This window comes from Pseudomonadaceae bacterium SI-3, assembly GCA_004010935.1.
Taxonomy (GTDB): domain Bacteria; phylum Pseudomonadota; class Gammaproteobacteria; order Pseudomonadales; family Pseudomonadaceae; genus Stutzerimonas.
Genome location: CP026511.1, coordinates 4,745,999 through 4,768,756, shown reverse-complemented (window position 1 = coordinate 4,768,756; position 22,758 = coordinate 4,745,999). Strand labels below are relative to the sequence as shown.

Genomic DNA, 22,758 nt, shown 5'->3' with positions numbered 1-22,758 from the left:
GAGTTATAGAATCGTGTTCGAACGTATCATTCGTTTTTCTATCGAGCATCGCTGGTTGGTTATGCTAGCCGTGCTTGGCATGGCAGCGTTAGGAGCTTACAGCTACCAAAAGCTGCCTATCGATGCTGTCCCGGATATCACCAACGTACAGGTGCAAATCAACACTGCGGCGCCAGGTTATTCCCCGCTGGAAGTGGAGCAGCGTATTACCTACCCGCTCGAGACGGTAATGGCTGGGCTGCCCAAGCTCGAGCAGACACGATCCTTGTCTCGATATGGACTTTCTCAGATCACAGTTATTTTTGAGGAAGGCACTGACATCTATTTTGCCCGCCAACTTGTGAACGAGCGCCTGGGAGGGGCCAAAGATCAGCTCCCAGATGGCGTCACTCCAACACTTGGCCCTATTTCCACTGGGCTTGGCGAAATCTATTTTTGGACGGTTGAAGCTGAGGAAGGTGCCACCAAATCGGACGGTACGCCGTATACCCCTGCTGACTTGCGTGAGATTCAAGATTGGATCATCAAACCGCAAGTCCGAAATGTACCTGGTGTTACTGAGATCAATACGATCGGAGGATATGCAAAGGAATATCAGATCGCCCCCAACCCAGACACTTTGCGGTCGTTTGGACTAACACTACAAGATTTGATCGAGGCGGTTGAGCAAAACAATAACAATCTAGGTGCCGGATATATTGAAAAGCGCGGCGAGCAGTATCTTGTTCGCGCTCCAGGACAAATGCAGTCTGTGGAGGACATCCGCGATACCCTTATTAGCAACGTTGACGGTACCCCAGTGCGTATCCGCGACGTTGCGACGGTCGAGGTTGGAAAGGAGCTCCGCACTGGCGCAGCCACCGAGAATGGCCGCGAAGTGGTACTAGGTACGGCCTTCATGCTTATCGGTGAAAATAGCCGAGTAGTTTCAAGGGCTGTCGACGACAAGATGAAAGAGATAAACCTTTCGCTTCCGGAAGGCGTAAAGGCAATTACTGTCTACGATCGAACTGTACTCGTAGACAAAGCTATATCCACCGTTAAGAAGAACCTCACTGAGGGTGCCATTCTTGTTGTGGTTATACTTTTTCTCTTCTTAGGCAATATCCGGGCGGCGATCCTAACCGCGCTTGTGATACCGCTTTCTATGCTCTTCACGTTCACCGGCATGGTAGCCAATCAGGTCAGCGCCAACCTGATGAGCCTAGGCGCATTGGATTTCGGCATCATTATCGATGGAGCCGTGGTGATTGTTGAGAACTGCGTGCGTCGACTTGCACACGCTCAGTCCCATCACGGACGGGCATTAACACTGTCCGAACGGCTTCATGAAGTATTCGCTGCGGCAAAGGAAGTGCGTCGGCCTCTATTGTATGGGCAGCTGATCATTATGATCGTGTATCTGCCGATATTCGCCCTTACAGGGGTAGAAGGTAAGATGTTCACGCCCATGGCGTTTACCGTAGTGACAGCGCTATTCGGGGCGATAATCCTTTCGGTGACGTTCGTCCCGGCGGCCGTTGCGCTCTTTATCGGTAAGCGGGTTACGGAAAAGGAAAACTTTCTAATCCGCAATGCTAAACGGGCCTACGCACCTGCGCTCGATGCGGTAATGGCCAACAAGCCAGCAGTGCTCACCTTTGCGGTAGTTGTAGTCATACTTTCTGGCCTCGTAGGGTCACGTATGGGCAGTGAATTCGTGCCTAGCCTCAACGAGGGAGACTTCGCTATCCAAGCCCTTCGTGTACCAGCTACCAGTCTTAGTCAGTCTGTAGAGATGCAGCAGCAGCTGGAGCGAAAGCTTATGGATGAGTTTCCGGAGATTGAACGCATATTTGCGCGAACTGGCACTGCGGAAGTGGCATCGGATGCTATGCCTCCAAATATCTCTGACGGGTACGTCATGCTGAAGCCACAAGAACAGTGGCCGGATCCAGGCAAGTCGCGTAATCAGCTCTTAAGCGAGGTGCAAGCATCCGCCGCTGAGTTGCCGGGCAATAACTACGAGTTTTCCCAGCCGATTCAGCTGCGTTTCAACGAGCTGATTTCCGGAGTTCGTGCCGCGGTAGCCGTGAAAATCTATGGTGATGACATGGACGTTCTTAACAGCACGGCGGCGGAAGTATCCGAGGTGCTAGGACAAGTACCAGGCGCTTCAGAGGTTACGGTCGAGCAGACGACTGGCCTTCCCATGCTCACGATTGATATCGATCGCGATCAGATCGCACGATACGGCCTGAGTCTAGATACCGTCCAGCAAGCGGTTGCAGTAGCTATCGGTGGCCGAGAGGCAGGCACCTTGTTTCAAGGAGATCGGCGTTTCGATATCGTGGTTCGTTTACCGGACGAGATACGCAGCGATCTCGCCGCAATTGAGCGGCTTCCAATTGCCCTTCCAAGGGAATTAAACAGCACCATAAGTTATATCCCCCTCGGCGAGGTGGCCACCCTGGATTTGGCCCCCGGTCCGAATCAGATCAGTAGAGAAGAAGGGAAACGGCGAATTGTCGTCAGTGCAAACGTCCGTGGTCGTGACATTGGATCATTCGTATCTGAGGCAGAACAGAAAATCCAGGCCCAGGTAGATATCCCGGCAGGTTATTGGATCGACTGGGGCGGTACCTTTGAGCAGCTTGAATCGGCAACGAAGCGGCTGCAGATTGTCGTCCCCGTGGCGCTGCTCCTGGTCTTCATTCTGCTTTTCATGATGTTCAACAATGTCAAAGACGGTTTGTTGGTCTTTACAGGGATTCCATTTGCGCTCACCGGAGGCATTGTTGCGCTGTGGCTCAGAGATATCCCATTGTCCATTTCAGCAGGTGTTGGCTTTATTGCTCTGTCAGGCGTCGCCGTTCTAAATGGCCTGGTAATGATCTCCTTCATCCGTAGCCTACGGGAGCAAGGTTTACCTCTGGACACTGCGATCCGCGAAGGTGCCCTTACCCGGCTACGACCGGTATTGATGACAGCCTTAGTGGCTTCACTCGGGTTCGTTCCAATGGCCTTGAATGTGGGTACCGGTGCAGAGGTACAACGTCCCCTTGCGACGGTGGTGATCGGGGGGATTCTCTCCTCAACGGTGCTAACGCTATTAGTTTTGCCGTTGCTCTACCAGATGGCTCATCGACGCGAAGACGAATTGGAGGAGCAAGAAATCGCGTTGGCCGCTGACAGAACAAGCTAGAGATTGGATGGCGGCACACAACGCCCCGTTCTTGCTAGCTAGCGAGAACGGGGCGCGTTAATTATCGGAGCGCAGTTTCATTAGCGGCGCAGCGGACAGCACAGCCTTTGTGGCGCAGTCTGATGCATCTAAGCGGTAAATAAAAAATTGCTCAGCGCTTAGTGCGTATGACTTTCGCTACATACGCGTCCTTGACCTGATGGCTTTCACCCACGGTGAGCTGACGAAGGATTATGCAAACAGCGACTGACCTGCCCCGGTCGGCAGCAAAGGGCGATAGCTACGACAAAGCCCTGGCTGGAACGATCAGCGGGCTGTGCAAGGCCGAGCTGACACCGTCAATCATGGGCGAACCGTGAGGCCTTTGAGATAGCGACCCAGACATGGGTGCGCTGTACGCCACAGCGTCTGTTCAGCTCACTCGGACATGATCCTTGCGAAGGCTAATAACAACAGATCAGGCAATGGCGGCCTGACTTAAACGAAACGGCTTATATAAATTCCGGGCGATTCGCTGGTAGCGATGTTGCGGGCAAGTTATGGAAACAAAAAAGCGCCCCGAAGGGCGCTTAGAGTGCAACTGCTTCCAAAGGAGATTGGAAGCTGCCGGAGGCGAATATCGTTCAGATATGAAGCGGTTAGTCAGCTTTGGTTTCTTTCTTGCTTTCCGTATTGTTCTGATCTTGGCGGGTATCCTTAATCTGTAATTCGTCTATTTTTCGTTTGGCGGATTCGGTTCCGTGAATTCGTTTTTGATCTGCTCGGAATTTTTCATTAAATTTAATTGAGCGGTCGTAACCATCTTCTGCATAAGACAATGCGGAGCCGCAGATTACCAAACCAACAACAATAGCTTTCAACAGATTCATAGGGCAGTCCTCGCTAAATTCAAAGGTGGCTTGCTGAGCTTTCTCGCTGAGCCCTGCAGGTTCGAATGAATTTTGCGTGATTGAAGTTAACAGCAGCATGAGCCAAGCATTACATTATTGAAATGTAATGCTTCCATTGCGCGGTGACATGAGCGCCTTGCTTCGTCATGTCAGCACCGAGGCGCACCAATCTGCAAGGGCCTATCCTACGAAAAGAATGATTGGAAGATTACAATTTTGTCATCTTCGGATTGACGCCGCATCATCTATCATTAGCGAGCAACGTCGTTTAACGTTTGAGAGGGATCGGCCAGTTATCGGCAAGTTTCAGACGATAATGCACGAACTCGCTTGAGAGTGGTCGCATTTCTGTCAGTGTGGTTTGGAAGGCCAGATGGTATTGGTGCTAGTATTATCTATTACTTTTTTGGGCTCCCTATCCTTGTCTTATGTTATTTAAGGACGGTTAAAAACCAATGGCTCACGAACATAACCATAACACCGAAGCCATAGGCGATAAGCGTTTAATCGCTGCCATTGGCGTTAATACTGTGCTAACTCTGGCACAAGTTGTTGGAGGAATACTTTCTGGCAGTTTATCGCTCATAGCTGACGCGCTACATAACTTGAGCGATGCCGCATCACTGGTTATTGCGCTCATCGCACGTAAAATCGGTCGCAAACCGCCAGATGCTTTTAAAACCTTCGGCTACCGACGCAGTGAAACCATAGCGGCTTTGATTAACTTGGTCACGCTGATTATCGTTGGTCTCTACCTCATCTACGAAGCTATAGGTCGGTTTTTTGCCCCACAGCCCATTGAAGGATGGACAGTGGTCGTGGTGGCGGGAATAGCCTTGATTGTAGATGTCGTCACGGCCTTGCTCACCTACACAATGTCTAAGAATAGCATGAATATAAAGGCGGCATTCTTGCACAATGTGTCGGATGCGCTGGCCTCCGTCGGTGTTATTATTGCCGGAACATTAATCCTTCTGTATGACTGGTATTGGACAGATACTGTACTGACGCTGATGATTGCTGGTTACGTGCTATGGCAGGGCTTTAGCATGCTACCTAAAACCATTCACTTGTTAATGGAGGGCGCACCAGAAGGAGTTTCCATCACTGATATAATCAATGTCATGGAGCAAGTGGACGACGTTGTGAGTGTTCACCACGTACATGTCTGGGAAATTGCCGAACATTCAACTGCATTGGAAGCTCACGTTGTCATCAAGAAGGCTAGCCTGCCCGAAATTGAACGAGTGAAGACTGATTTAAAACGTGTACTTCATGAGCGATTCAAAGTCAGCCACTCGACACTTGAAATGGAGCTAGACGGCAGTGTTTGTATCGACACCAGGCAGGCCGACAGTCATCGCAGCGAAGCATAAGCCTGCTTTGCGCTCACCGCTGTTGCTAGACAGTTATCTCGATATCAACGGAGTGAACTTGCGACATCACTCGTTGGCGCTATGTCTTCGACCAGAGACATGCTAGCGGCATGTGGCCAAAGCAGCTCGTCACGAGGAGATCAGGCTAGGTCGTGGCACCTTCGGCAGGCTGCCGCGACGAGCAAGCCCCGCCAGTCGCTACCGCCGCGGACGCTCAGAGCCAGCGGCGGACTCGTGCACGGTAGCGGGCAAATGATTCGCCGAACAATGTTTCCAGCGCCCACTCTTCGGCTGGGATCTGGAAACGGTTCATGTACAGCACGAAAGCAACTACGCCAAGCAGGGTTAGAGGCGAGGCCAAGACCAGCGCCCAAGCCGCCAGGATAATGGCAAAGCCTAAGTACATGGGGTTGCGGCTGTACCGGTAGATGCCAGCCTCCACTAATGCAGAAGCCTGCTGCGGCTGCAATGGATTAACCGTAGTACGCGCGCGGCGAAACGACAGGACGCCGGCGAGGCACACGCCGAGCCCCAGGAGCAGTATTGGCAAAGCGAAGGTCAGGCGCGCGGTCCATGCCAGTTCGAAACCCGGCAATTTGGTTCCCGACAAACCCATCAGCACAGCGATCAGGCCGGCCACGAGCAGCGGTGGCACGCGGTTTTCCAGCGCGCTCATAGTGTCATTCTCGTGCCTTGGCCACTTCGCTGTTCACCAACTGGCGCAGCGGCTCCGGGCCAAACTCGCTGAGCGCACGACCATTGACAAAAAAAGTCGGCGTGCCACGAACCCCAACGGCTTTAACGTCCTGCATGTCCGTTTCCAGCACGGCGTTGACGCCAGGCGTATGCATGTCCTGGCGGGCCTGTTCCAAGTTCAAACCGACGCGCTCTGCAGCAGCCCATGCCTGCGTTACCTTGGGGTCGTCGTGCCAACCGGGTTGGGCTTCCAGCACAGCCCCCAACACTTGTTCATGGAGATTTTGCTTACGCGCCGCCTCCAGCATTCGCGCCACCTCTTCGGAGCCTTGATGGAACAGTACATAGCGCAGCACCAAACGCACGTCTTCCGGGTTCTCGGCGAGGATCTGCTTCACATAGGGGTGGAAGGCGCGGCATGCCTCGCAGGAGGGGTCAAAGAATTCGACGATGGTCACTGGCGCTTGCGCCGGGCCGAACACTGGAGAGTGGAAGCGAACCAACTGGCCGCCGTTCTGTTTGGGTTGTGTCGCGGTCTCTTGGGCTGTCGAACCGGGAGCCTGGGCCTGTTGAGGCGATTGCGAGGGGGAATAGAAGAATGCGGCGGCAGCAAAGACGGCCAGGATCACGACACTGACGATCAGGACCACGGAACGGCGATTCATGGGGTGGTTCTCCGACGGATGATTATGAGCAGGATGGCGATAAGGATAAAAGCGAACAAGGCGAGTGCCGGCAGGGGCACCACGCCGAAGAGGGTCATTCCGGCGCCTGAGCAGGATGGACCAGTGGCCGTGCAGGGCTGGATCGGCTGTGGAATCAGCCCTGCATAGAGCAGCGTGTGAACAAATGCCAGTGCCGCACCGATAGCGGTCAGCGGCAGGGCATAGTGCCAGACGGTGAAATCCGAGCGGTAGCAGGCGATGGCCAGGATCACCGCCAGCGGAAACATGAAGGCACGCTGGAACCAGCACAACACGCAGGGTGCCTGGCCCATCACCTCACCAATGAACAGCGCGGACAGGGTCGATACCAGTGCGACCAGCCAGGTTAGCAGCAGCAGGTTCCAGGGCATGCCTGAAGGTTGAGGATTCATTGCGGTTAACTCCTGGCGATGGCGAGCACTTGCCTCAGACCCGCCATCCAGTTATTTCGAAACATCATGCATCCTCTTATCGGCAGGACTTGTTAGGACCGTTGCGGACTTCGCCCAACGGCAAAGCGAAAAGCAACCAGCCTCAACGCTGGGTTAAATCCGATGCCAGTGGGAGAATGTCGCCCTTGCGCAACAAGGGAAGATATCAGATGTCGCGGGACTGGCTGGAAGAACACCAGATAGCATTTTATTTCGCGGCGGTGGTGGCCGCTGCCATTGCAGGCCTGAGCTCTGCGCAATTCACCGGACTGACGGCCATGGCCATCACACCGGCGATTGCCGTGCTGATGTATGCCATGTTTCTGCAGATTCCTTTTTTGGAGCTGCGAGAAGCTTTTGCCAACCGCCGCTTCGTCGGTGCCTTGTTGCTGGCCAACTTCCTATTGGTGCCATTGATGGTGTGGCTGGTGACGTGGCCGCTCTCATCGAACAAGGCCTTGTTGGTCGGCGCGCTGCTTGTCCTGCTGACGCCTTGTATCGATTACGTGGTGGTCTTCACCCACCTGGGCAAAGGGGACTCTCGTCTGGTGCTCGCGGCGACGCCATTGCTGCTGTTGCTCCAGCTTCTGCTGCTGCCCCTCTACTTGCGGCTAATCCTTGGCCCCGAAGCCGGCACAGTGATCGAGCTGTGGCCCTTCGCAGAAGCCTTCCTGTTACTGATCGTCCTACCCTTGGTAGCGGCTGTGCTCACCGAATTTGGCGGACGCCGATCTCTGCTGCTTCGCGCATGGAGCGCAGGTTGGGCCTGGCTGCCAGTGCCTGCAATGGCCCTGGTTCTAATCGTGGTGGTGGGTTCGCAGATCGCGGCTGTCGTGTACCAACTCGACATCCTGGCGCCGTTGCTTCCGGTATACGGAGCGTTTCTACTACTCGCTCCGGCCCTCGGCGTACTCAGCTCCCGGCTATTTGGCTTGGAGGCTTCTGCCGCACGGGCAGTGGCCTTTAGCTCAGGCACTCGCAACTCGCTTGTAGTGCTTCCCCTGGCCCTAGCGCTCCCGGAGTCCATTCGCGCGCTGGCCGCGGCGGCTGTGATTACTCAGACACTCGTAGAACTGATTGGTGAATTGATCTACTTACGGGCGATTCCAGCCATGGTCAGAAACAGTTGAGCCTCGTCGAAATCGGCGAGAGCGCTCATGCCTCGTGCTGTGGAGCAAGATTGATCAGCGGCGCAATGATGAGCTGAGCGGAGCGCGCCCAAGAAACCAGTGCCTCAAGATCCATCTGTAGAGATTGGGCTTCTGTCCAGATACAAGCACTCTCGGCAGGCACCGTAAGAGCGATGCCCTCAACTATCGTCAGAGCCATCGCATGCAATCTCAGTAGCTCGTCGCGAATGGAGGTGATTCCACCCAGTTCCACCAAGCAGACGTCCAAGCGATCAACCAGCCGGAGCAGTTGAGAGGTGTCGAAGCTGTCGCGCAGGTTTTCCAACGCCACGGCGTCCACTTCGCCGTACGGTGTAAGGCGGAAGGATGCGGGAGGAATGTTGATCATGGCGTTTTCTCGGTATCTAGCTGGCTAGGTCTGATCACCCGCAGCGAGCCGGCAGCTTGTTGGAACACCGAGTCCTTGATCCAGGGCTCCGGTGGCCGGTTTAGCTTGAGGTTGAATTCGCCGAAGCGCTTGAGGTTGCTGGTCAGGTAGAGTGGTTGGGCCCCCTTCAGCATACATAGCGGAACTGGTGTAGACGACTAGCCCTGAGCTAGGCCTTGGGCTTTCAAGCAGCTCCAATGATCGGCACTGAAGTGCTAGGGAGCGGATTACTTCTAAAATTCTGGCTAACACGCTCACACTTAAAAACGCTTCTGGATATGCTGGAAAAAGGCAAGCCAAGCAGGCGAAAAATTGACACTAACTACTTTCAATACAATGGTTATTTCTTGGGATATAACTCTTCTAAAGATAATGCCGGTAAATACGGATTTGAAGAAAGCCCTGCTGAAATCAAGCAAAAAGTGAAAGAGCTTTTACTAATCTAGCTCGGTCGAACAAACTAGGTCTATTGCTCGTTGAGTGATCGTCTCTGAGCATTTTAACTGCTGCCGTTGCTGGCAGCCATGAGTCAAAAATTGCACTCAACGACAGGCAGCTTTTGGCCGGTTGCAGCCGGTCAGACGTCTAGCTCGGTCTGTTACATCAGCGTAGGTTCTGAACCCTTTCGAGATGAAACGCATGGTAAAGATAGCCGGTGCAGGCAGCAGATCTACGATCTGCCTTCCACCGCGCGGAAGGTCAGCTTGCGAAGTATTTATTCCTTTACCTCACCACCCGAGGTGCGTAGTGATCGCTTAGTGCGGCCTCGTACCGCCCTAAGCAAATTTCGCAAATTTATTTAGGTAAATTACTCAGAACCCAGACGTTGAGAGCTTGCCGCAGTTCTTCATTCATATTTGAGTATGCCTGCTGCAGCATAGCTATTAGTCTTTCTTTATCAGACATTTTGGGTAGCCAATCATCAATGCATAGATGATCCACATTACGCCCAATGCGGATTGCAGCGATAACTAGGTCCGCTACAGCTCGTGTGTGGTTTGCAGAGTATGCCGCATCGCCTACGAATTCTATATCCAAGCTCTTTAACAGCTTAGAGCATTCGAACACACCGACATCACCTAGAAAGGCTGTCGTATCTATTTCGCAACCCAAGCCACATATGAAGCCAGTTGAACGTCTAGACCTCTGTACAAAGAAAGTTTGTAGGAAGTGCCAGTCCCCAGTTCCTGCGGCAGACGGAAGGTTTAGAGCGGCAATCCCACTGAGATACCTGTTCCGCGTGGTTTGAGGGATAACAATGCTAGACATAAGATCGAATCCATCACTAGCGTCATGTTCTGATCAATGAAGCCTTGCGCATGGCGGTCACGGCGGGTTTGATCCCGTAGAACAGTCCGGCCACCACCGGCACATCCCCAAAAGCGATGTAGACCCATGACAGAGCGATCAGGATAAACAGCGAGGGCAGTACAAACAGTACCCCAGCAATCACGCCGCCCCAGGTACGGTGCATCAGCCAGCCGATATAGGTGGCCAACTGCTGGGCTTCCGGCCCCGGCAGCAACATGCAGTAGTTCAGTGCATGCAGAAAACGCCGCTCAGAGATCCAGCGCCGACGCTCCACCAGCTCCTGGTGCATGATCGAGATCTGCCCAGCCGGGCCGCCGAAGCTGATAAAGCCAAGTTTTAGCCAGAACAGAAAAGCCTGGAGCAGGCTGACAGGTTCAGCACGCGGCAGATCCTGCTCTGCAGGCGACAGTGTGGTCTCATTCATCAGCGGTCTCGTCTTTTACAAATGCCGCCAGCAACCCATCGAAGATACCGCATGCGGCCGTTAGCAGGCGGTCATCGTTAAGGATGGTTTCGCGCCGCCCGGCCAGTACACGTTCGATGCTGGCAGCCTCGGAGGGTTGAACACCACCAACATCCAGGTAATGCACCAAGGCCGCGACGCGGGCGTTAATGCCATCTAGGAAGTGAACGGAGGCTGCTTTTTCGCGGCTTTGTTCCTCCATCTCCGCAACATGAGAAGCATCACAATCAGCGCTACGAGGCGTAGCTGATCAATCCAGTCCCTTTATGCGAATCCATGTCGACGCACTGCCTTATAACGCATACGCGGAAATGCCGCCTTCCTAACAGCAAGTCGCCCTTAAGTGCCCGGCAAGCTTACAAAAATGTAATCAGCGCATCAGCTTTAGGTCAGGACGCTTTTCATATGGTGGCTGTCAGACTCAGCAAGACTGGAAGAATACTCCGTAACCGTCGGTGTACTTGCCACGTTCGCTGCTAACTAACTCATCCAAGGAGCTCGCATGTCCTCCTCGCATTGCCACCATCAGCCTGACCAAACGAAAGGATCAGCACCGCTCACAGACCCGGTCTGCGGGATGAAGGTGAAAGAGAACAGCGAGCATGAGCAGGATTACCAAGGAACCACTTACCGCTTCTGCAGCCAGGGGTGCCGGACCAAGTTCCGTTCTGACCCTGCTAGATATCTTGCTGCACAGCAGGCTCATGGGTCATCGCCTCAGGCATCCACGCCGCCCGCACAGAAGGCATCCGCCGGTGATGCAACGACCGAGTACACCTGCCCGATGCACCCTGAGATCCGCCAAATGGGTCCAGGTGATTGCCCTATCTGCGGGATGTCATTGGAACCTCTGATCCCTGAACTCGACGAGGAGGAGAATCCCGAACTCAAGGACTTCTCGAAGCGATTCTGGTGGTCTCTGCCCCTGACCGTAGCAGTAACCCTGTTGGCAATGGCGGGACATGCGATACCGCTGTTTCACGGCGCTAGCCAGAACTGGGTTGAACTAGCCCTTACGACCCCGGTTGTCTTGTGGGCAGGTTGGCCATTTTTCGTGCGCGGTTTCGCATCAGTTAAGCATCGCAGCCCAAACATGTGGACGTTGATCGGGCTTGGCACAGGGGCTGCGTATATTTACAGCATCGTAGCAACCGTCTTACCGAGCATATTTCCAGAGTCATTCACTGTGGGCGGCCGGATAGGCGTTTACTACGAAGCCGCAGCGGTCATCATTTCACTGACGCTTTTAGGTCAGCTGCTCGAACTGAAGGCCCGCTCTCAGACATCTTCCGCAATCAAGTCCCTGCTTGGCTTATCACCCAAAACAGCTCGCCGTATCGCCAAGGATGGTTCCGAGGAGGACATCCCGCTCACACATGTTCACGAGGGCGACCATCTGCGCGTTCGTCCTGGTGAAAAGGTACCCGTTGATGGAGAGGTATTAGAGGGCGAGAGCGCCGTCGACGAGTCCATGCTTACGGGCGAGCCCGTCCCAGTGACGAAGCGAGCAGGCGATGCGCTCATCGGCGCGACGATGAACACGAGCGGCTCGCTTGTCATGCGAGCCACCAGGGTTGGCTCCGGGACTATGCTTTCACAAATCGTCCAGATGGTTGCGAATGCGCAACGCTCCAAAGCACCCATGCAGCGAATGGCGGACACGGTTGCGGGTTATTTCGTGCTGACGGTCATTGGTATCGCCTTGCTGACATTCTTTGCATGGGGCCTGTTTGGACCCGAGCAGGGCTGGGTATTCGGCCTGATCAATGCAGTTGCGGTTCTGATCATTGCTTGCCCTTGCGCACTTGGCCTTGCAACGCCTATGTCGATCATGGTTGCCACAGGCAAAGCGGCTGGAAGCGGAGTGCTTTTCAGAGACGCAGGCGCCATCGAGAACGTCCGTAAGGTAGACACGCTGATTGTCGATAAAACAGGAACCTTGACCGAGGGCCGACCTGTCTTCGATCGGGCCATAGGCGTCACGCCGTTTGACTCGCAGGAAGTCATCCGTTTGTCTGCCAGCTTGGATCAAGGTAGTGAGCATCCCCTAGCCCACGCGATCGTAGACCATGCCAGAAGCGAAGGTATCCAGCTGGCGAAGCCAGAGACCTTCGAGTCAGGGTCAGGTATCGGAGTCCGTGGTCTGGTGGAAGGCAAGCAGCTACAACTAGGCAACACCGCGCTTATGGAAGATGCGGGTGTGAGCGTCGAGCCGTTGAGAGATCAGGCAGAAAAAATGCGCGAGAGCGGTACCAGCATTGTGTACCTGGCTGTTGATGGGGCACTTGCCGGCTTGCTGGCCGTATCGGACCCAATCAAACCGACTTCCAAGGAAGCTGTAGCGCGGCTCCAAGCGGAGGGCGTGCAAGTCATCATGGCCACCGGCGACGGGCTTACCACTGCCCGCGCGGTGGCTCGTGAGCTATCGATCGATGAGGTGCATGGCGAAGTGAAGCCGCAGGACAAGGAGGCGCTGGTGGTTAAGCTACAAGCCCTAGGTAAAGTAGTCGCCATGGCAGGCGACGGAATAAATGATGCGCCGGCGCTCGCCAGGGCTGATGTCGGCATAGCGATGGGCACGGGCACTGACGTCGCCATGAACAGCGCCCAAGTTACGCTCGTTAAAGGTGACCTGATGGGGATACTGCGCGCGCGCACGCTTTCGGTGGCGACGGTTCGCAATATGCGTCAGAACCTTCTGTTTGCCTTTATGTACAACGGGTTGAGCATCCCGATTGCCGCAGGTCTGCTCTATCCGTTCTTCGGACTGTTGCTGTCTCCGATGATTGCTGCCCTGGCCATGAGCCTCAGCTCAGCATCGGTTGTGTTCAACGCACTCCGGCTCCGTCAAACGCGTGTAGTTTGAAGCCTGTCGGCTTAGGCTTAGGCTTAGGCTTAGGCTTCGGTTGCGAAGCGACCGAAGCCTCATTGATTGCTCATGAATTGCCCCGTAAGCTGGAAATATGAAGTCCTACATGCGCTCCTTCCTTGTCCTGCTGCTAGTGCTCGCGCTTCCGATCAACGGGATGGCGCAATTGCTCATGCCGGTTGGGTCGTCAGCGCATCACGTAATGCCTGATAGGGTAGGCATAGAGGCTATGGCAGCCAGCCACGCGTCGATGGCTGGCGTCAGCGGCGCTGAGCCCGAGTGCTGTGAAGCGAATGAGCATGGAACGGCGACCGTCTGCAAGACGGGCCAAGAATGCAAAACTGCAAGTATCCTTCAGCTTGTCTCAATAAAAGCCCAGCTGATGCCTGCTGCTAAACCCGTGACCACTCCCTATAACGGCCTGATCCCCTCTAGCCTTTTAGACGCCGTCTGGCATCCACCCCGCGTCTAATTCCGATCAAATTATAGGAACCGCCCGAGTGAGCATTCGGGCCGGCTACCGCGCGCCTTTGGCTCGCATGAAAGATCAGGAATCCTTCGCAAATGAAACCCCGTATTTATTGGGCGCCGCCGTACGTGGCCGCCTTGATCATGGGCGCGCTCTCGTTTCCAGGGTTAGCGTCCGCTTTGACCTTAGAACAAGCTCTGAGCGTGGCCGAGCAAGACGCGCCTTCGCTGCATGCGCAAGCCGCCAACCTGGTGGCCGCACGCAGCGCTGCAATCCCTGCCGGCGAGCTTCCTGACCCTAAACTTAAGCTTGGACTGCAAAGCGTGCCCATCGAAGGTGACGCTCGCTGGCAGTTGGAGCAAGAGGCCATGACCATGCAAATGGTTGGGGTCATGCAAGATGTGCCAAACCGAGCGAAAAGGCGCGCTCGTGTCGAGGCCGCGCAGGCTAGTGTTGCGCTCGCAAACGCCCAGCAAACGGTTGAACGTCTCGGTGTGCGCCAAGCAACCGCCGAGGCATGGATCGCTAGCTTCGCGGTCGAGCAGAAGCTAAGCCTTTTCAAGCAGCTTTACAGCGAGAATCAGCTCCTTTCGCGGGCTGTTCAGGCCCGCATTGCTGGCGGCAGCGGACAAACCGCAGACAGCGTACTTCCGAGGCAAGAGGCAGCATTGCTGGCTGAACAAGAGGATGAGCTGCTGCGTAACCAGGCTGTTGCGCGGGCCGGCCTCCGGCGCTGGATAGGCGAGCTAGCAGGCCAGCCGCTTACAGGTGACTGGCCGCAATGGCTTGCCGCCGTTGATAACTATCAGCACAACCTGAACCGGCACCCGGCGTTACTCGCCTTCGACCCGATGACTCGTGAAGCGGAGGCAAAGGTTCACCAGGCCATCGCAGAGAAAACACCGGATTGGAGTTGGGGGGTCGACTACCTGCGACGTGGCCGTGAGTACGGCGACATGGTGAACCTCAGCGTCAGCTTCGACCTGCCGCTGTTTACCAGCTCTCGGCAGGATCCGAAGATCGCGGCCGAACGAGCTCGCCTTGCCCAGATCGAGGCTCAGCGCCAAGCGACCTTGCGCCTGTACAACCAAGAGCTGAGTACTGACCTCGCTGAGTATCAGCGTCTGGACCGCGCACTCATCCGCCTCGACAAAACCTTACTACCCCTCGCTGAAGAGAAGGTCCGCCTTGCCATGGCCGATTACCGCTCCGGAAGCGGTGAGCTGACCGCTGTGATCGAAGCGCGACGACAGCTTGTGGAGACCCGGCTACGGCGTATTGACGTCGCCCGCGATCGATCGTTGAGCAATGCCCGCCTGCATTTCGCCTTTGGAGATACCCGACCATGACATTCCAACACAAGCGGCTGGTACTCGCCTTCAGTCTGCCTCTGATGATTAGCGCTGCAGCGCTAATCGGTCTGCCTACCGCAGCCTTCGGACAATCGCCTGCAGAAGAAGACAAGGAAGTGCTCTATTGGTATGACCCTATGGTACCCCAGCAAAAGTTCGATAAGCCGGGCAAGTCGCCATTCATGGATATGGAATTGATTCCACGCTATGCAGATGAGGGAAGCGACGGGGCATCGATCAGTATCGACCCGAGCGTGACGCAGAATCTCGGCGTGCGCTTGGCAACCGTAACGCGTGAATCGATCAGCCAGTCGCTCGAAGCGACAGGCGCGTTGATGTTTGACGAGCGAGACGTGGCGGTTGTGCAGGCGCGTGCCGGTGGCTTTGTCGAGCGCGTTTACGACCGAGCACCGGAGGATGTCATCGAAAAAGGCGCGCCGTTAGCCGATCTTTTGGTTCCCGAATGGGCTGCCGCACAGGAAGAGTACCTGGCGCTCAAAGGGGTCGGCCAACCCCAGCTGCTCGCAGCGGCTCGCCAGCGGTTGCGCCTTGCTGGCATGCCGCCAGAAGTCATAGTGCAGCTAGAACGAACTGGTAAAGCGCGCCCCGTTTGGACAGTGACGAGTCCAATAGGCGGCGTGCTGAACAGCCTCGACGTTCGCGAGGGCATGACCGTACCCGCCGGCGCTACTCTTGCGCGCGTCAACGGGCTGGACACGGTTTGGCTAGAAGTTGCAGTACCAGAGGCGCGGATCGCAAATTTAGCGCCAGGGCAATCAGTAACAACGCGCCTGCCCGCTTTTGCGGGTGAAACGCTGGAAGGAACGATCCAGACGGTACTATCGCAGGCCAACCTGGATAGCCGCACTGTGCGTGTCCGGGTCGAGCTACCTAACCCGCAACAACGGCTTCGTCCCGGCATGACGGCCGAGGTGACGTTGAGTCGCAACGTCGAAGATGTCTTGGTCATCCCGTCCGAGGCGGTCATTCGCACCGGTCGGCGCGCATTGGTGATGCTGGCCGAGGATCAAGGCCGTTACCGCCCGATTGAGGTTCGCACAGGCCGGGAATTCGATGACCAGACAGAGGTGCTTGAAGGGCTGGAAGCCGGTCAGAAGGTCGTGGCGTCCGGTCAGTTTCTCCTGGATTCAGAGGCGAGCCTACGCGGGCTGACCGCTCAGGGTTTGGAGGAGCCTGCAACTTCTACAGAACCTGCGCTGCACGAGGCTGAAGGTACGATCGTCAGCCTGGAAGATGGCATGGTTGGCCTGTCGCATGGGCCGTTCAAGACGCTGAACATGCCTGGGATGACAATGTCCTTTCCGGTTGCAGATCAATCGCTCCTAACAAAGTTGCAGACCGGCGATCACGTCCGTGTCGGCGCGCGTGAAAGCGAAGAGGGCCTGGTCATTGAGCACATCGAGAAGCTGGGGGGCCAGCCATGATCGCAGCCATAATTCGCTGGTCAGTGGCCAACCGCTTTCTGATCCTGCTGGCTACTGTGTTCGCGGTGGCTTGGGGTGTCTGGTCGGTCAAAAACACCGCTGTTGATGCATTGCCAGACCTTTCCGACGTTCAGGTCATCATCCGCACGCCATACCCCGGGCAGGCGCCCCAGATCGTTGAGAATCAGGTCACCTACCCACTGACGACGACCATGCTGTCTGTCCCCGGCGCAAAGACGGTCCGCGGCTACTCCTTCTTCGGGGATAGCTACGTGTACGTCCTGTTTGAGGACGGCACCGACCTCTATTGGGCCCGTTCTCGGGTGCTGGAGTACCTGAGTCAGGTGCAGAGTCGGCTTCCCGCCGCCGCCAAACCCGCTTTGGGCCCTGACGCCACAGGTGTCGGCTGGATCTACCAATATGCTTTGGTAGACCGAACGGGCAAACATGACCTCTCGCAGCTGCGCTCTTTGCAAGATTGGTTCCTGCGCTATGAGCTCAAGACACTGCCCAACGTGGCGGAAGTCGCGCCCATAGGCGGGATGGTCAAGCAGTATCAGGTCGTACTGGATCCCGTGCGCATGGCAAGCAGGGGCGTGACGCAGCAGCAGATTGCAAAGGCGATCGATGAAGCCAACCGTGAAACCGGCGGGAGTGTTCTGGAACTCGCAGAAACCGAGTTCATGGTCCGTGCGACCGGGTATCTCAAGACACTCAAAGACTTTCGAGCCATTCCTTTGCGTCTCGACGGCGGCGTGCCAGTGACGCTAGGGGACGTTGCGCATATCCAACTCGGCCCGGAAATGCGCCGGGGCATCAGCGAGCTTGACGGTGAAGGTGAGGTAGTCGGCGGCGTGGTGATCCTGCGGAGCGGCAAGAACGCTCGGGAAACCATCGCTGCCGTTCAGACCAAACTGGATGAGCTGAAAGCGAGCCTGCCCCAAGGCGTCGAAATCGTCACGACGTACGACCGTAGCAAGCTGATCGACAGTGCCGTTGAAAACCTCACGCACAAGCTCATCGAGGAGTTCATTGTCGTTGCGTTGGTTTGCGCGATTTTTCTGTGGCATCTGCGCTCGTCGTTGGTCGCCATCGTGTCGTTGCCGATCGGCATCCTGATTGCTTTTGTGATCATGCAGCGGCAAGGCATCAACGCCAACATCATGTCGTTGGGTGGCATCGCGATCGCCATCGGAGCGATGGTCGATGCAGCAATCGTCATGATCGAAAACGCCCACAAGCACATTGAGGCCTGGCACAAGCGGCATCCTGACTCCACCTTGAAGGGCCAGGAGCACTGGAAGGTCATTACTGACGCGGCTGTTGAAGTGGGGCCGGCATTGTTCTTCAGCCTGCTGATCATCACGCTGTCGTTCATTCCAGTGTTCACCCTGGAGGCGCAGGAAGGCCGGCTGTTCGGTCCACTGGCGTTCACCAAAACCTATGCAATGGCAGCCGCCGCGGGCCTGTCTGTCACGCTGGTTCCGGTGCTCATGGGGTATTGGATCAGGGGCAAAATCCCTGACGAACACCGTAATCCACTCAACCGTGGCCTCATCTGGATCTACAAGCCGGCCCTGGACGCGGTACTGCGCTGGCCCAAGATGACTCTGCTGGTGGCTGTTCTGGTCTTCCTGACAGGCTTGTGGCCGGCCTCTCGCCTTGGTGGGGAGTTCTTGCCCCCGCTGGATGAAGGTGACCTCCTTTATATGCCCACTGCGCTTCCAGGCCTCTCCGCTCAGAAGGCTTCTGAGCTACTGCAGCAGACGGACCGGCTCATAAAAACGGTTCCAGAAGTTGCACACGTGTTCGGTAAGGCTGGTCGAGCCGACACCGCTACAGATCCCGCCCCGCTGGAAATGTTCGAGACGACCATTCAGTTCAAGCCGAAGGATCAATGGCGCCCTGGGATGACGCCTGACAAGCTGGTTGAGGAGTTGGATCGCACCGTACAGGTACCTGGATTAGCCAATCTGTGGATCCCGCCGATTCGAAACCGTATCGATATGCTGGCGACGGGTATCAAGAGCCCGATCGGGGTGAAAGTGTATGGCACTGACTTGGCACAGATCGACAAAGCCACCCAGGCAGTGGAAAAAATCGCCAAAACGGTGCCTGGGGTCAGTTCGGCGCTTGCTGAGAGACTGACCGGCGGCAGGTATATCGATGTGGATATCGATCGTGTCGCCGCCGCACGCTACGGCCTGAATATCGCGGACGTGCAATCGATCGTGGCCGGTGCCATCGGTGGTCAAACCATTGGTGAAACCGTGGAAGGGCTCGCCAGGTATCCGATCAACCTCCGCTATGGCCGCGAGTGGCGCGACTCGATATCCGATCTGCGCAACCTACCGATCTACACGCCGCAAGGCAGCCAGATCACGTTGGGGACCGTGGCCAAAGTACAGGTGACCGACGGGCCGCCAATGCTTAAAAGCGAAAACGCAAGGCTGTCGGGCTGGGTTTACGTCGATGTTCGTGGCCGCGACATGGCGGCTGTGGTGGGCGATCTGAGGGAAAAGATCAGCAAAGGGGTCCAGCTCGAATCCGGCATGAGCATCAGCTATTCCGGCCAATTCGAATTCATGGAGCGAGCTAACGCGAAGCTGAAGCTCGTCGTGCCGGCTACCTTGCTCATCATTTTTGTCTTGCTCTACCTCACGTTTGGGCGCTTTGGGGAGGCGTTGCTGATCATGGCCACGCTGCCATTCGCCCTAACCGGTGGCGTCTGGTTCCTCTATTTGCTCGGGTACAACCTATCCGTAGCGACAGGAATCGGTTTCATCGCACTGGCAGGCGTTTCTGCTGAGTTCGGCGTCATTATGCTGCTGTATTTGAAGAACGCATGGACAGATCGGGTTAACGCTGGAGCCCATGGCGAAGGCGTACTGCTCGACGCAATCCGCGAAGGCGCTGTGCAGCGGGTGCGCCCCAAGGCCATGACCGTAGCAGTGATTATCGCCGGTCTGCTGCCCATCCTCTGGGGTAGCGGAACCGGCAGCGAAATCATGAGCCGCATCGCCGCGCCCATGGTGGGCGGGATGATCACCGCCCCTTTGCTCTCCCTGTTCGTTCTGCCGGCAGCTTACCTGCTGATGCGCCGCCGGCAATTGCGAGTTACCACCCAGCAAGCAACCAACCCCACTGGAGAACATCCATGAACATTAAGCACATCACCCTTGCCTCACTCTTCCTGGTGCCAGTCGCCTATGCCGCCGACAAGGAGCCAATGGACGGCATGCCGATGGATCACAAAGGCATGAACATGCCAATGGACCAGAAGTCGGCGGGACAGACCGCTACAGCCATCGGCACAGTCAAGAAAGTAAACACCGAGAGCGGCACCGTGACCATTGCACACGGCCCGGTCGAAGCGCTGGGTTGGCCTTCTATGACGATGGGCTTCAAAGCGAAGCCTGATCAGCTCCAAAAGTTGAAAGAAGGGGACCAGGTCGAATTCGAGTTCTCCTCGAAGGGCATGGATTCCACCATTACCCGCATCGAAAAGCAGTAGAAGTTGAAAACGACTGCCGCAGGCGCGGCGGTCGTACCAACACGAAAATGAGGGATTACAGCTTTGTAACCTTGGCAACAGCTTCTTGTAAGTAGCAAGCCTTTAATCTACAGGCATCAACTAACCAAGAGGTGCAAACCATGAACCGCATAACCAAAGTAATCGTTCCTTTTATTCTGACCGTTGCTTCCTCGCTTGCAATGGCCGAAGGCGGAAGCGAACGTACGCTGAATCGCTTAAATGACTCGGCAGGAGCAAAGCCCACCCTTAAGGAGCTTGTAAAAGAAGGCCAAGTGCTGAGCATCGCACCTGCTGGCGCGACCGGCACGACTCGAATGATTCAAAACTATAGAACAAGCGCCCAAGTCCAGACGTATGAGATGACGGTCAAGACCCCTGACGGGAAGATCCATACGGTAGAGTTTCTGAGCACCCCAGTTGGCGTGAACAATGGCTAATCTGCCAAGCTTAATATCCGAGGGATAGTTAGATGAGGGGCATAATATCCAAGATTAAAAGCGTACTGCAGCGCAATCCGGTCGTAACGGGGTTAACCGCAGCTGTGGTTGGCTACATGCTACTGAACCAAAGCACTGCGGCGTTGGCAACAACGCTGCCAAGCCTGCTCTTTCTCTTGCCCTGCTTGTTGATGATGGTCGTATGCATGAAGCATATGTCTAGCGGTAAATGCGACAAGCCCGAGGAGCCCAACGTTGGCGAAAACACCTTATTAAGCAAAAGCGAATAACCCACTGAACTTGGAGATTTAACATGCGAAAGGCCATCACCGTTACAGCAATCGCAATCACCCTGGCGAGCGGACTGAGTTTCGCAGCGGTAGATAAATCGGACCAAAGCCATTCAGAAACCGGCATGATGAGCGGCGACAAGCATATGGAAATGATGGGCGACATGCATGGAATGATGAAAGAGTGTCGTGAAATGATGGAGGGGGCCAAAGCCGGCCACTCGCAAACTGGCGAAAATTCAGACGCTGCTTAGGATACGAGAGTGCGAGCAAACATGATCGAAGCAGGCCGGGCACCTTTTCTGGGTGCCCGCCTGCTTTCTTGTGAGTGATGGCCTAACTAGGACCGTACTGATGGGAAAAGTGTCACTGACGAGCAGAATGGCGATAGCTTTCATGCTTGTGGTTACGGTTGTGCTGATGGCGGCCGCAATCAGCTTCAATTATTTTTGCCAGCTCCATTTCGAACGCAAAGATGAACAAGTGCTGAATGAAAAGGCCGCTGCAGTAGAGCGTACGCTGCTCAACAGCTCAGCATTTGGGCCTGAGACCGCTTCAAGGATCGATGCCGTTATTGAGCACTCCTTTGGCTTCGCAACTGCAGTTGTAGTAGACGGCAAGACAGTCTACTCACATCACAATCTCTCTGAGAGCTTGCTACCACTTGTCACGGACATCCAAGAGGAACGTTGGACAGTAAATTTCGCTGGGCATCAGTACAGTGGCATTACCAGAAAAGTAAACCAGTGGGTCGAAGGGCAAGACACAGTCATCTATCTGGCTTTGGATGTAACGCATCGAGTCCACTTCTTCGAAATGATTCAGCAATGGTTCGCTTATACGCTGGTGGTCAGTGCACTTTTGAGTGGCGCTTTAGGTGTGGTTCTGATCAGGAAGGGTTTAAAACCGATCGATGAACTCTCTAAGACTTCCTCTACAGTAACTGCCAATTGTTTGGATACCAGAATTCCAACCGAGTCAGTGCCAGGCGAGCTTCATGAACTCGTAGACAACTTCAATGAAATGCTCTCGCGCTTGGATGACTCATTCCTCAGGTTGTCAGGTTTCTCAGCGGACATCGCGCATGAGCTAAGAACGCCGCTGAACAGCATGCTGACCCAAATGGAGGTCGCGCTCTTGCGCGACCGCGAAAATACCGACTACAAGGATATCTTGTATTCCGCCCTCGAAGAACTTAGGCGCATGTCAAAGATGGTCGATGACATGCTGTTCCTCGCCAAAGCGGACAATGGGAAGATTACGCCCAGTGCCGAAGGGGCCAGCATGGCTGAGATGACCACGAGTGTTATCGAATATTACGAGCTCGCAGCCGAGGACAAGAAGGTCGAAATCGCGCTTTCAGGCGATGGGTCGGTACATGGCGATAAATCAATGCTAAGACGGGCCATCTCAAACATAGTCTCGAACGCAGTTCGGTATGCAGAGGAAGGCAGCATTATCAGGGTTGAAATAAGCGAGAGTGGTAACTCGGTTTCGACAGCTATAACCAACCGCGGCATTACTATTCCAGCCGAGCTTCACACTCGAATATTCGACAGATTTTACAGGGTGGATACCGCAAGGCGCGAAGGTACTACCCTTAATGCGGGCCTCGGCATGGCTATCACACGGTCGATTGTTGAGGCCCACAAGGGGCGCATCGCTTGCGAATCAGCTGAGGGGCACACGACTTTCACAATGACGCTTCCAAGGCTGATGTCTAGTTAATGGCAAAGTGCTGGCAACGAC

Annotated in this window: 21 protein-coding genes and 1 pseudogene; 14 read left to right on the top strand and 8 right to left on the bottom strand. The window is 55.3% G+C overall.

The annotated features are described in order from the left end of the window. Positions 1-13: 13 nt before the first annotated feature. A complete protein-coding gene (locus C1896_22100; GenBank protein ID AZZ47394.1) occupies positions 14-3,184 on the top strand; it encodes a CusA/CzcA family heavy metal efflux RND transporter in 3,171 nt (1,056 codons plus the stop codon). Between the two features lie 638 nt (positions 3,185-3,822). On the opposite strand, the gene C1896_22095 is transcribed toward C1896_22100, so the two are convergent. Then, a complete protein-coding gene (locus C1896_22095; GenBank protein AZZ47393.1) occupies positions 3,823-4,152 on the bottom strand; it encodes a hypothetical protein in 330 nt (109 codons plus the stop codon). A gap of 377 nt (positions 4,153-4,529) precedes the next feature. On the opposite strand from C1896_22095, the gene C1896_22090 reads away from it, so the two are divergent. Continuing rightward, complete coding sequence (locus C1896_22090) at positions 4,530-5,450, top strand: cation transporter (GenBank protein AZZ47392.1); 921 nt, start codon at positions 4,530-4,532, stop codon at positions 5,448-5,450. Positions 5,451-5,664: 214 nt separating this feature from the next. Here the strand turns inward: C1896_22090 and C1896_22085 are convergent, their stop codons facing one another. From C1896_22085 to C1896_22075, 3 genes are read right to left on the bottom strand one after another with little or no spacing between them, the layout of a single operon-like run. Further along, a complete protein-coding gene (locus tag C1896_22085) occupies positions 5,665-6,126 on the bottom strand; it encodes an isoprenylcysteine carboxylmethyltransferase family protein (GenBank protein ID AZZ47391.1) in 462 nt (153 codons plus the stop codon). A 4-nt stretch (positions 6,127-6,130) separates the two neighbouring features. After that, positions 6,131-6,811 carry a disulfide bond formation protein DsbA gene (locus C1896_22080; protein AZZ47390.1) on the bottom strand — a complete coding sequence of 227 codons (681 nt, stop codon included), beginning with the start codon at positions 6,809-6,811 and terminating at the stop codon, positions 6,131-6,133. Then, positions 6,808-7,221: a disulfide bond formation protein B gene (locus C1896_22075; protein AZZ47389.1), complete on the bottom strand. Its 414-nt coding sequence runs from the start codon at positions 7,219-7,221 to the stop codon at positions 6,808-6,810. The genes C1896_22080 and C1896_22075 overlap by 4 nt, the downstream gene beginning before the upstream one ends. 230 nt (positions 7,222-7,451) lie before the next feature. Here C1896_22075 and C1896_22070 point away from each other — a divergent pair, with 230 nt between their 5' ends. Continuing rightward, positions 7,452-8,411 carry an arsenic resistance protein gene (locus C1896_22070; protein AZZ47388.1) on the top strand — a complete coding sequence of 320 codons (960 nt, stop codon included), beginning with the start codon at positions 7,452-7,454 and terminating at the stop codon, positions 8,409-8,411. A 25-nt stretch (positions 8,412-8,436) separates the two neighbouring features. Here the strand turns inward: C1896_22070 and C1896_22065 are convergent, their stop codons facing one another. Then, a complete protein-coding gene (locus tag C1896_22065) occupies positions 8,437-8,799 on the bottom strand; it encodes a transposase (GenBank protein ID AZZ47387.1) in 363 nt (120 codons plus the stop codon). Positions 8,800-9,035: 236 nt separating this feature from the next. Between C1896_22065 and C1896_22060 the strand changes: the two genes are divergently transcribed. Then, positions 9,036-9,284, top strand: a complete 249-nt coding sequence (locus tag C1896_22060) for a hypothetical protein (GenBank protein ID AZZ47386.1) — start codon at positions 9,036-9,038, stop codon at positions 9,282-9,284. Positions 9,285-9,633: 349 nt separating this feature from the next. On the opposite strand, the gene C1896_22055 is transcribed toward C1896_22060, so the two are convergent. The 3 genes and pseudogenes from C1896_22055 to C1896_22045 all read right to left on the bottom strand — a co-directional run bounded on the left by C1896_22055 (position 9,634) and on the right by C1896_22045 (position 10,814). After that, positions 9,634-10,107: a hypothetical protein gene (locus tag C1896_22055; GenBank protein AZZ47385.1), complete on the bottom strand. Its 474-nt coding sequence runs from the start codon at positions 10,105-10,107 to the stop codon at positions 9,634-9,636. A 49-nt stretch (positions 10,108-10,156) separates the two neighbouring features. Continuing rightward, positions 10,157-10,573: pseudogene (locus tag C1896_22050) on the bottom strand (chromate transporter). Beyond that, positions 10,566-10,814 (bottom strand): hypothetical protein, encoded by a 249-nt coding sequence (locus C1896_22045; GenBank protein AZZ47384.1) that lies wholly within the window; start codon positions 10,812-10,814, stop codon positions 10,566-10,568. The pseudogene C1896_22050 and the gene C1896_22045 overlap by 8 nt, the downstream one beginning before the upstream one ends. A gap of 300 nt (positions 10,815-11,114) precedes the next feature. Between C1896_22045 and C1896_22040 the strand changes: the two genes are divergently transcribed. The 10 genes from C1896_22040 (at position 11,115) to C1896_21995 (ending at position 22,737) form a co-directional block, all read left to right on the top strand. Then, complete coding sequence (locus tag C1896_22040; protein AZZ47383.1) at positions 11,115-13,478, top strand: copper-translocating P-type ATPase; 2,364 nt, start codon at positions 11,115-11,117, stop codon at positions 13,476-13,478. Positions 13,479-13,575: 97 nt separating this feature from the next. Further along, on the top strand, positions 13,576-13,953 hold the full coding sequence (locus tag C1896_22035) for a hypothetical protein (protein AZZ47382.1): 378 nt from the start codon (positions 13,576-13,578) through the stop codon (positions 13,951-13,953). A 92-nt stretch (positions 13,954-14,045) separates the two neighbouring features. Next, positions 14,046-15,299 carry a TolC family protein gene (locus C1896_22030; GenBank protein ID AZZ47381.1) on the top strand — a complete coding sequence of 418 codons (1,254 nt, stop codon included), beginning with the start codon at positions 14,046-14,048 and terminating at the stop codon, positions 15,297-15,299. Continuing rightward, positions 15,296-16,747, top strand: coding sequence for an efflux RND transporter periplasmic adaptor subunit (locus C1896_22025; protein AZZ47380.1), 1,452 nt, complete (start codon positions 15,296-15,298; stop codon positions 16,745-16,747). The genes C1896_22030 and C1896_22025 overlap by 4 nt, the downstream gene beginning before the upstream one ends. After that, complete coding sequence (locus C1896_22020) at positions 16,744-19,908, top strand: CusA/CzcA family heavy metal efflux RND transporter (GenBank protein AZZ47379.1); 3,165 nt, start codon at positions 16,744-16,746, stop codon at positions 19,906-19,908. The genes C1896_22025 and C1896_22020 overlap by 4 nt, the downstream gene beginning before the upstream one ends. Further along, entirely contained in the window at positions 19,905-20,261 is a 357-nt protein-coding gene (locus tag C1896_22015) for a hypothetical protein (GenBank protein AZZ47378.1), read from the top strand. Before C1896_22020 ends, C1896_22015 begins: the two co-directional genes overlap by 4 nt. 140 nt (positions 20,262-20,401) lie before the next feature. Next, the gene (locus tag C1896_22010; GenBank protein ID AZZ47377.1) at positions 20,402-20,719 is read left to right on the top strand and encodes a hypothetical protein; all 318 of its coding nucleotides are present in this window, start codon (positions 20,402-20,404) and stop codon (positions 20,717-20,719) included. A 32-nt stretch (positions 20,720-20,751) separates the two neighbouring features. Next, positions 20,752-21,009, top strand: coding sequence for a DUF2933 domain-containing protein (locus C1896_22005; protein ID AZZ47376.1), 258 nt, complete (start codon positions 20,752-20,754; stop codon positions 21,007-21,009). Positions 21,010-21,032: 23 nt separating this feature from the next. After that, positions 21,033-21,263, top strand: a complete 231-nt coding sequence (locus C1896_22000) for a hypothetical protein (protein ID AZZ47375.1) — start codon at positions 21,033-21,035, stop codon at positions 21,261-21,263. 100 nt (positions 21,264-21,363) lie between these two features. Continuing rightward, positions 21,364-22,737 carry a HAMP domain-containing protein gene (locus C1896_21995; protein AZZ47374.1) on the top strand — a complete coding sequence of 458 codons (1,374 nt, stop codon included), beginning with the start codon at positions 21,364-21,366 and terminating at the stop codon, positions 22,735-22,737. Positions 22,738-22,758: the final 21 nt, after the last annotated feature.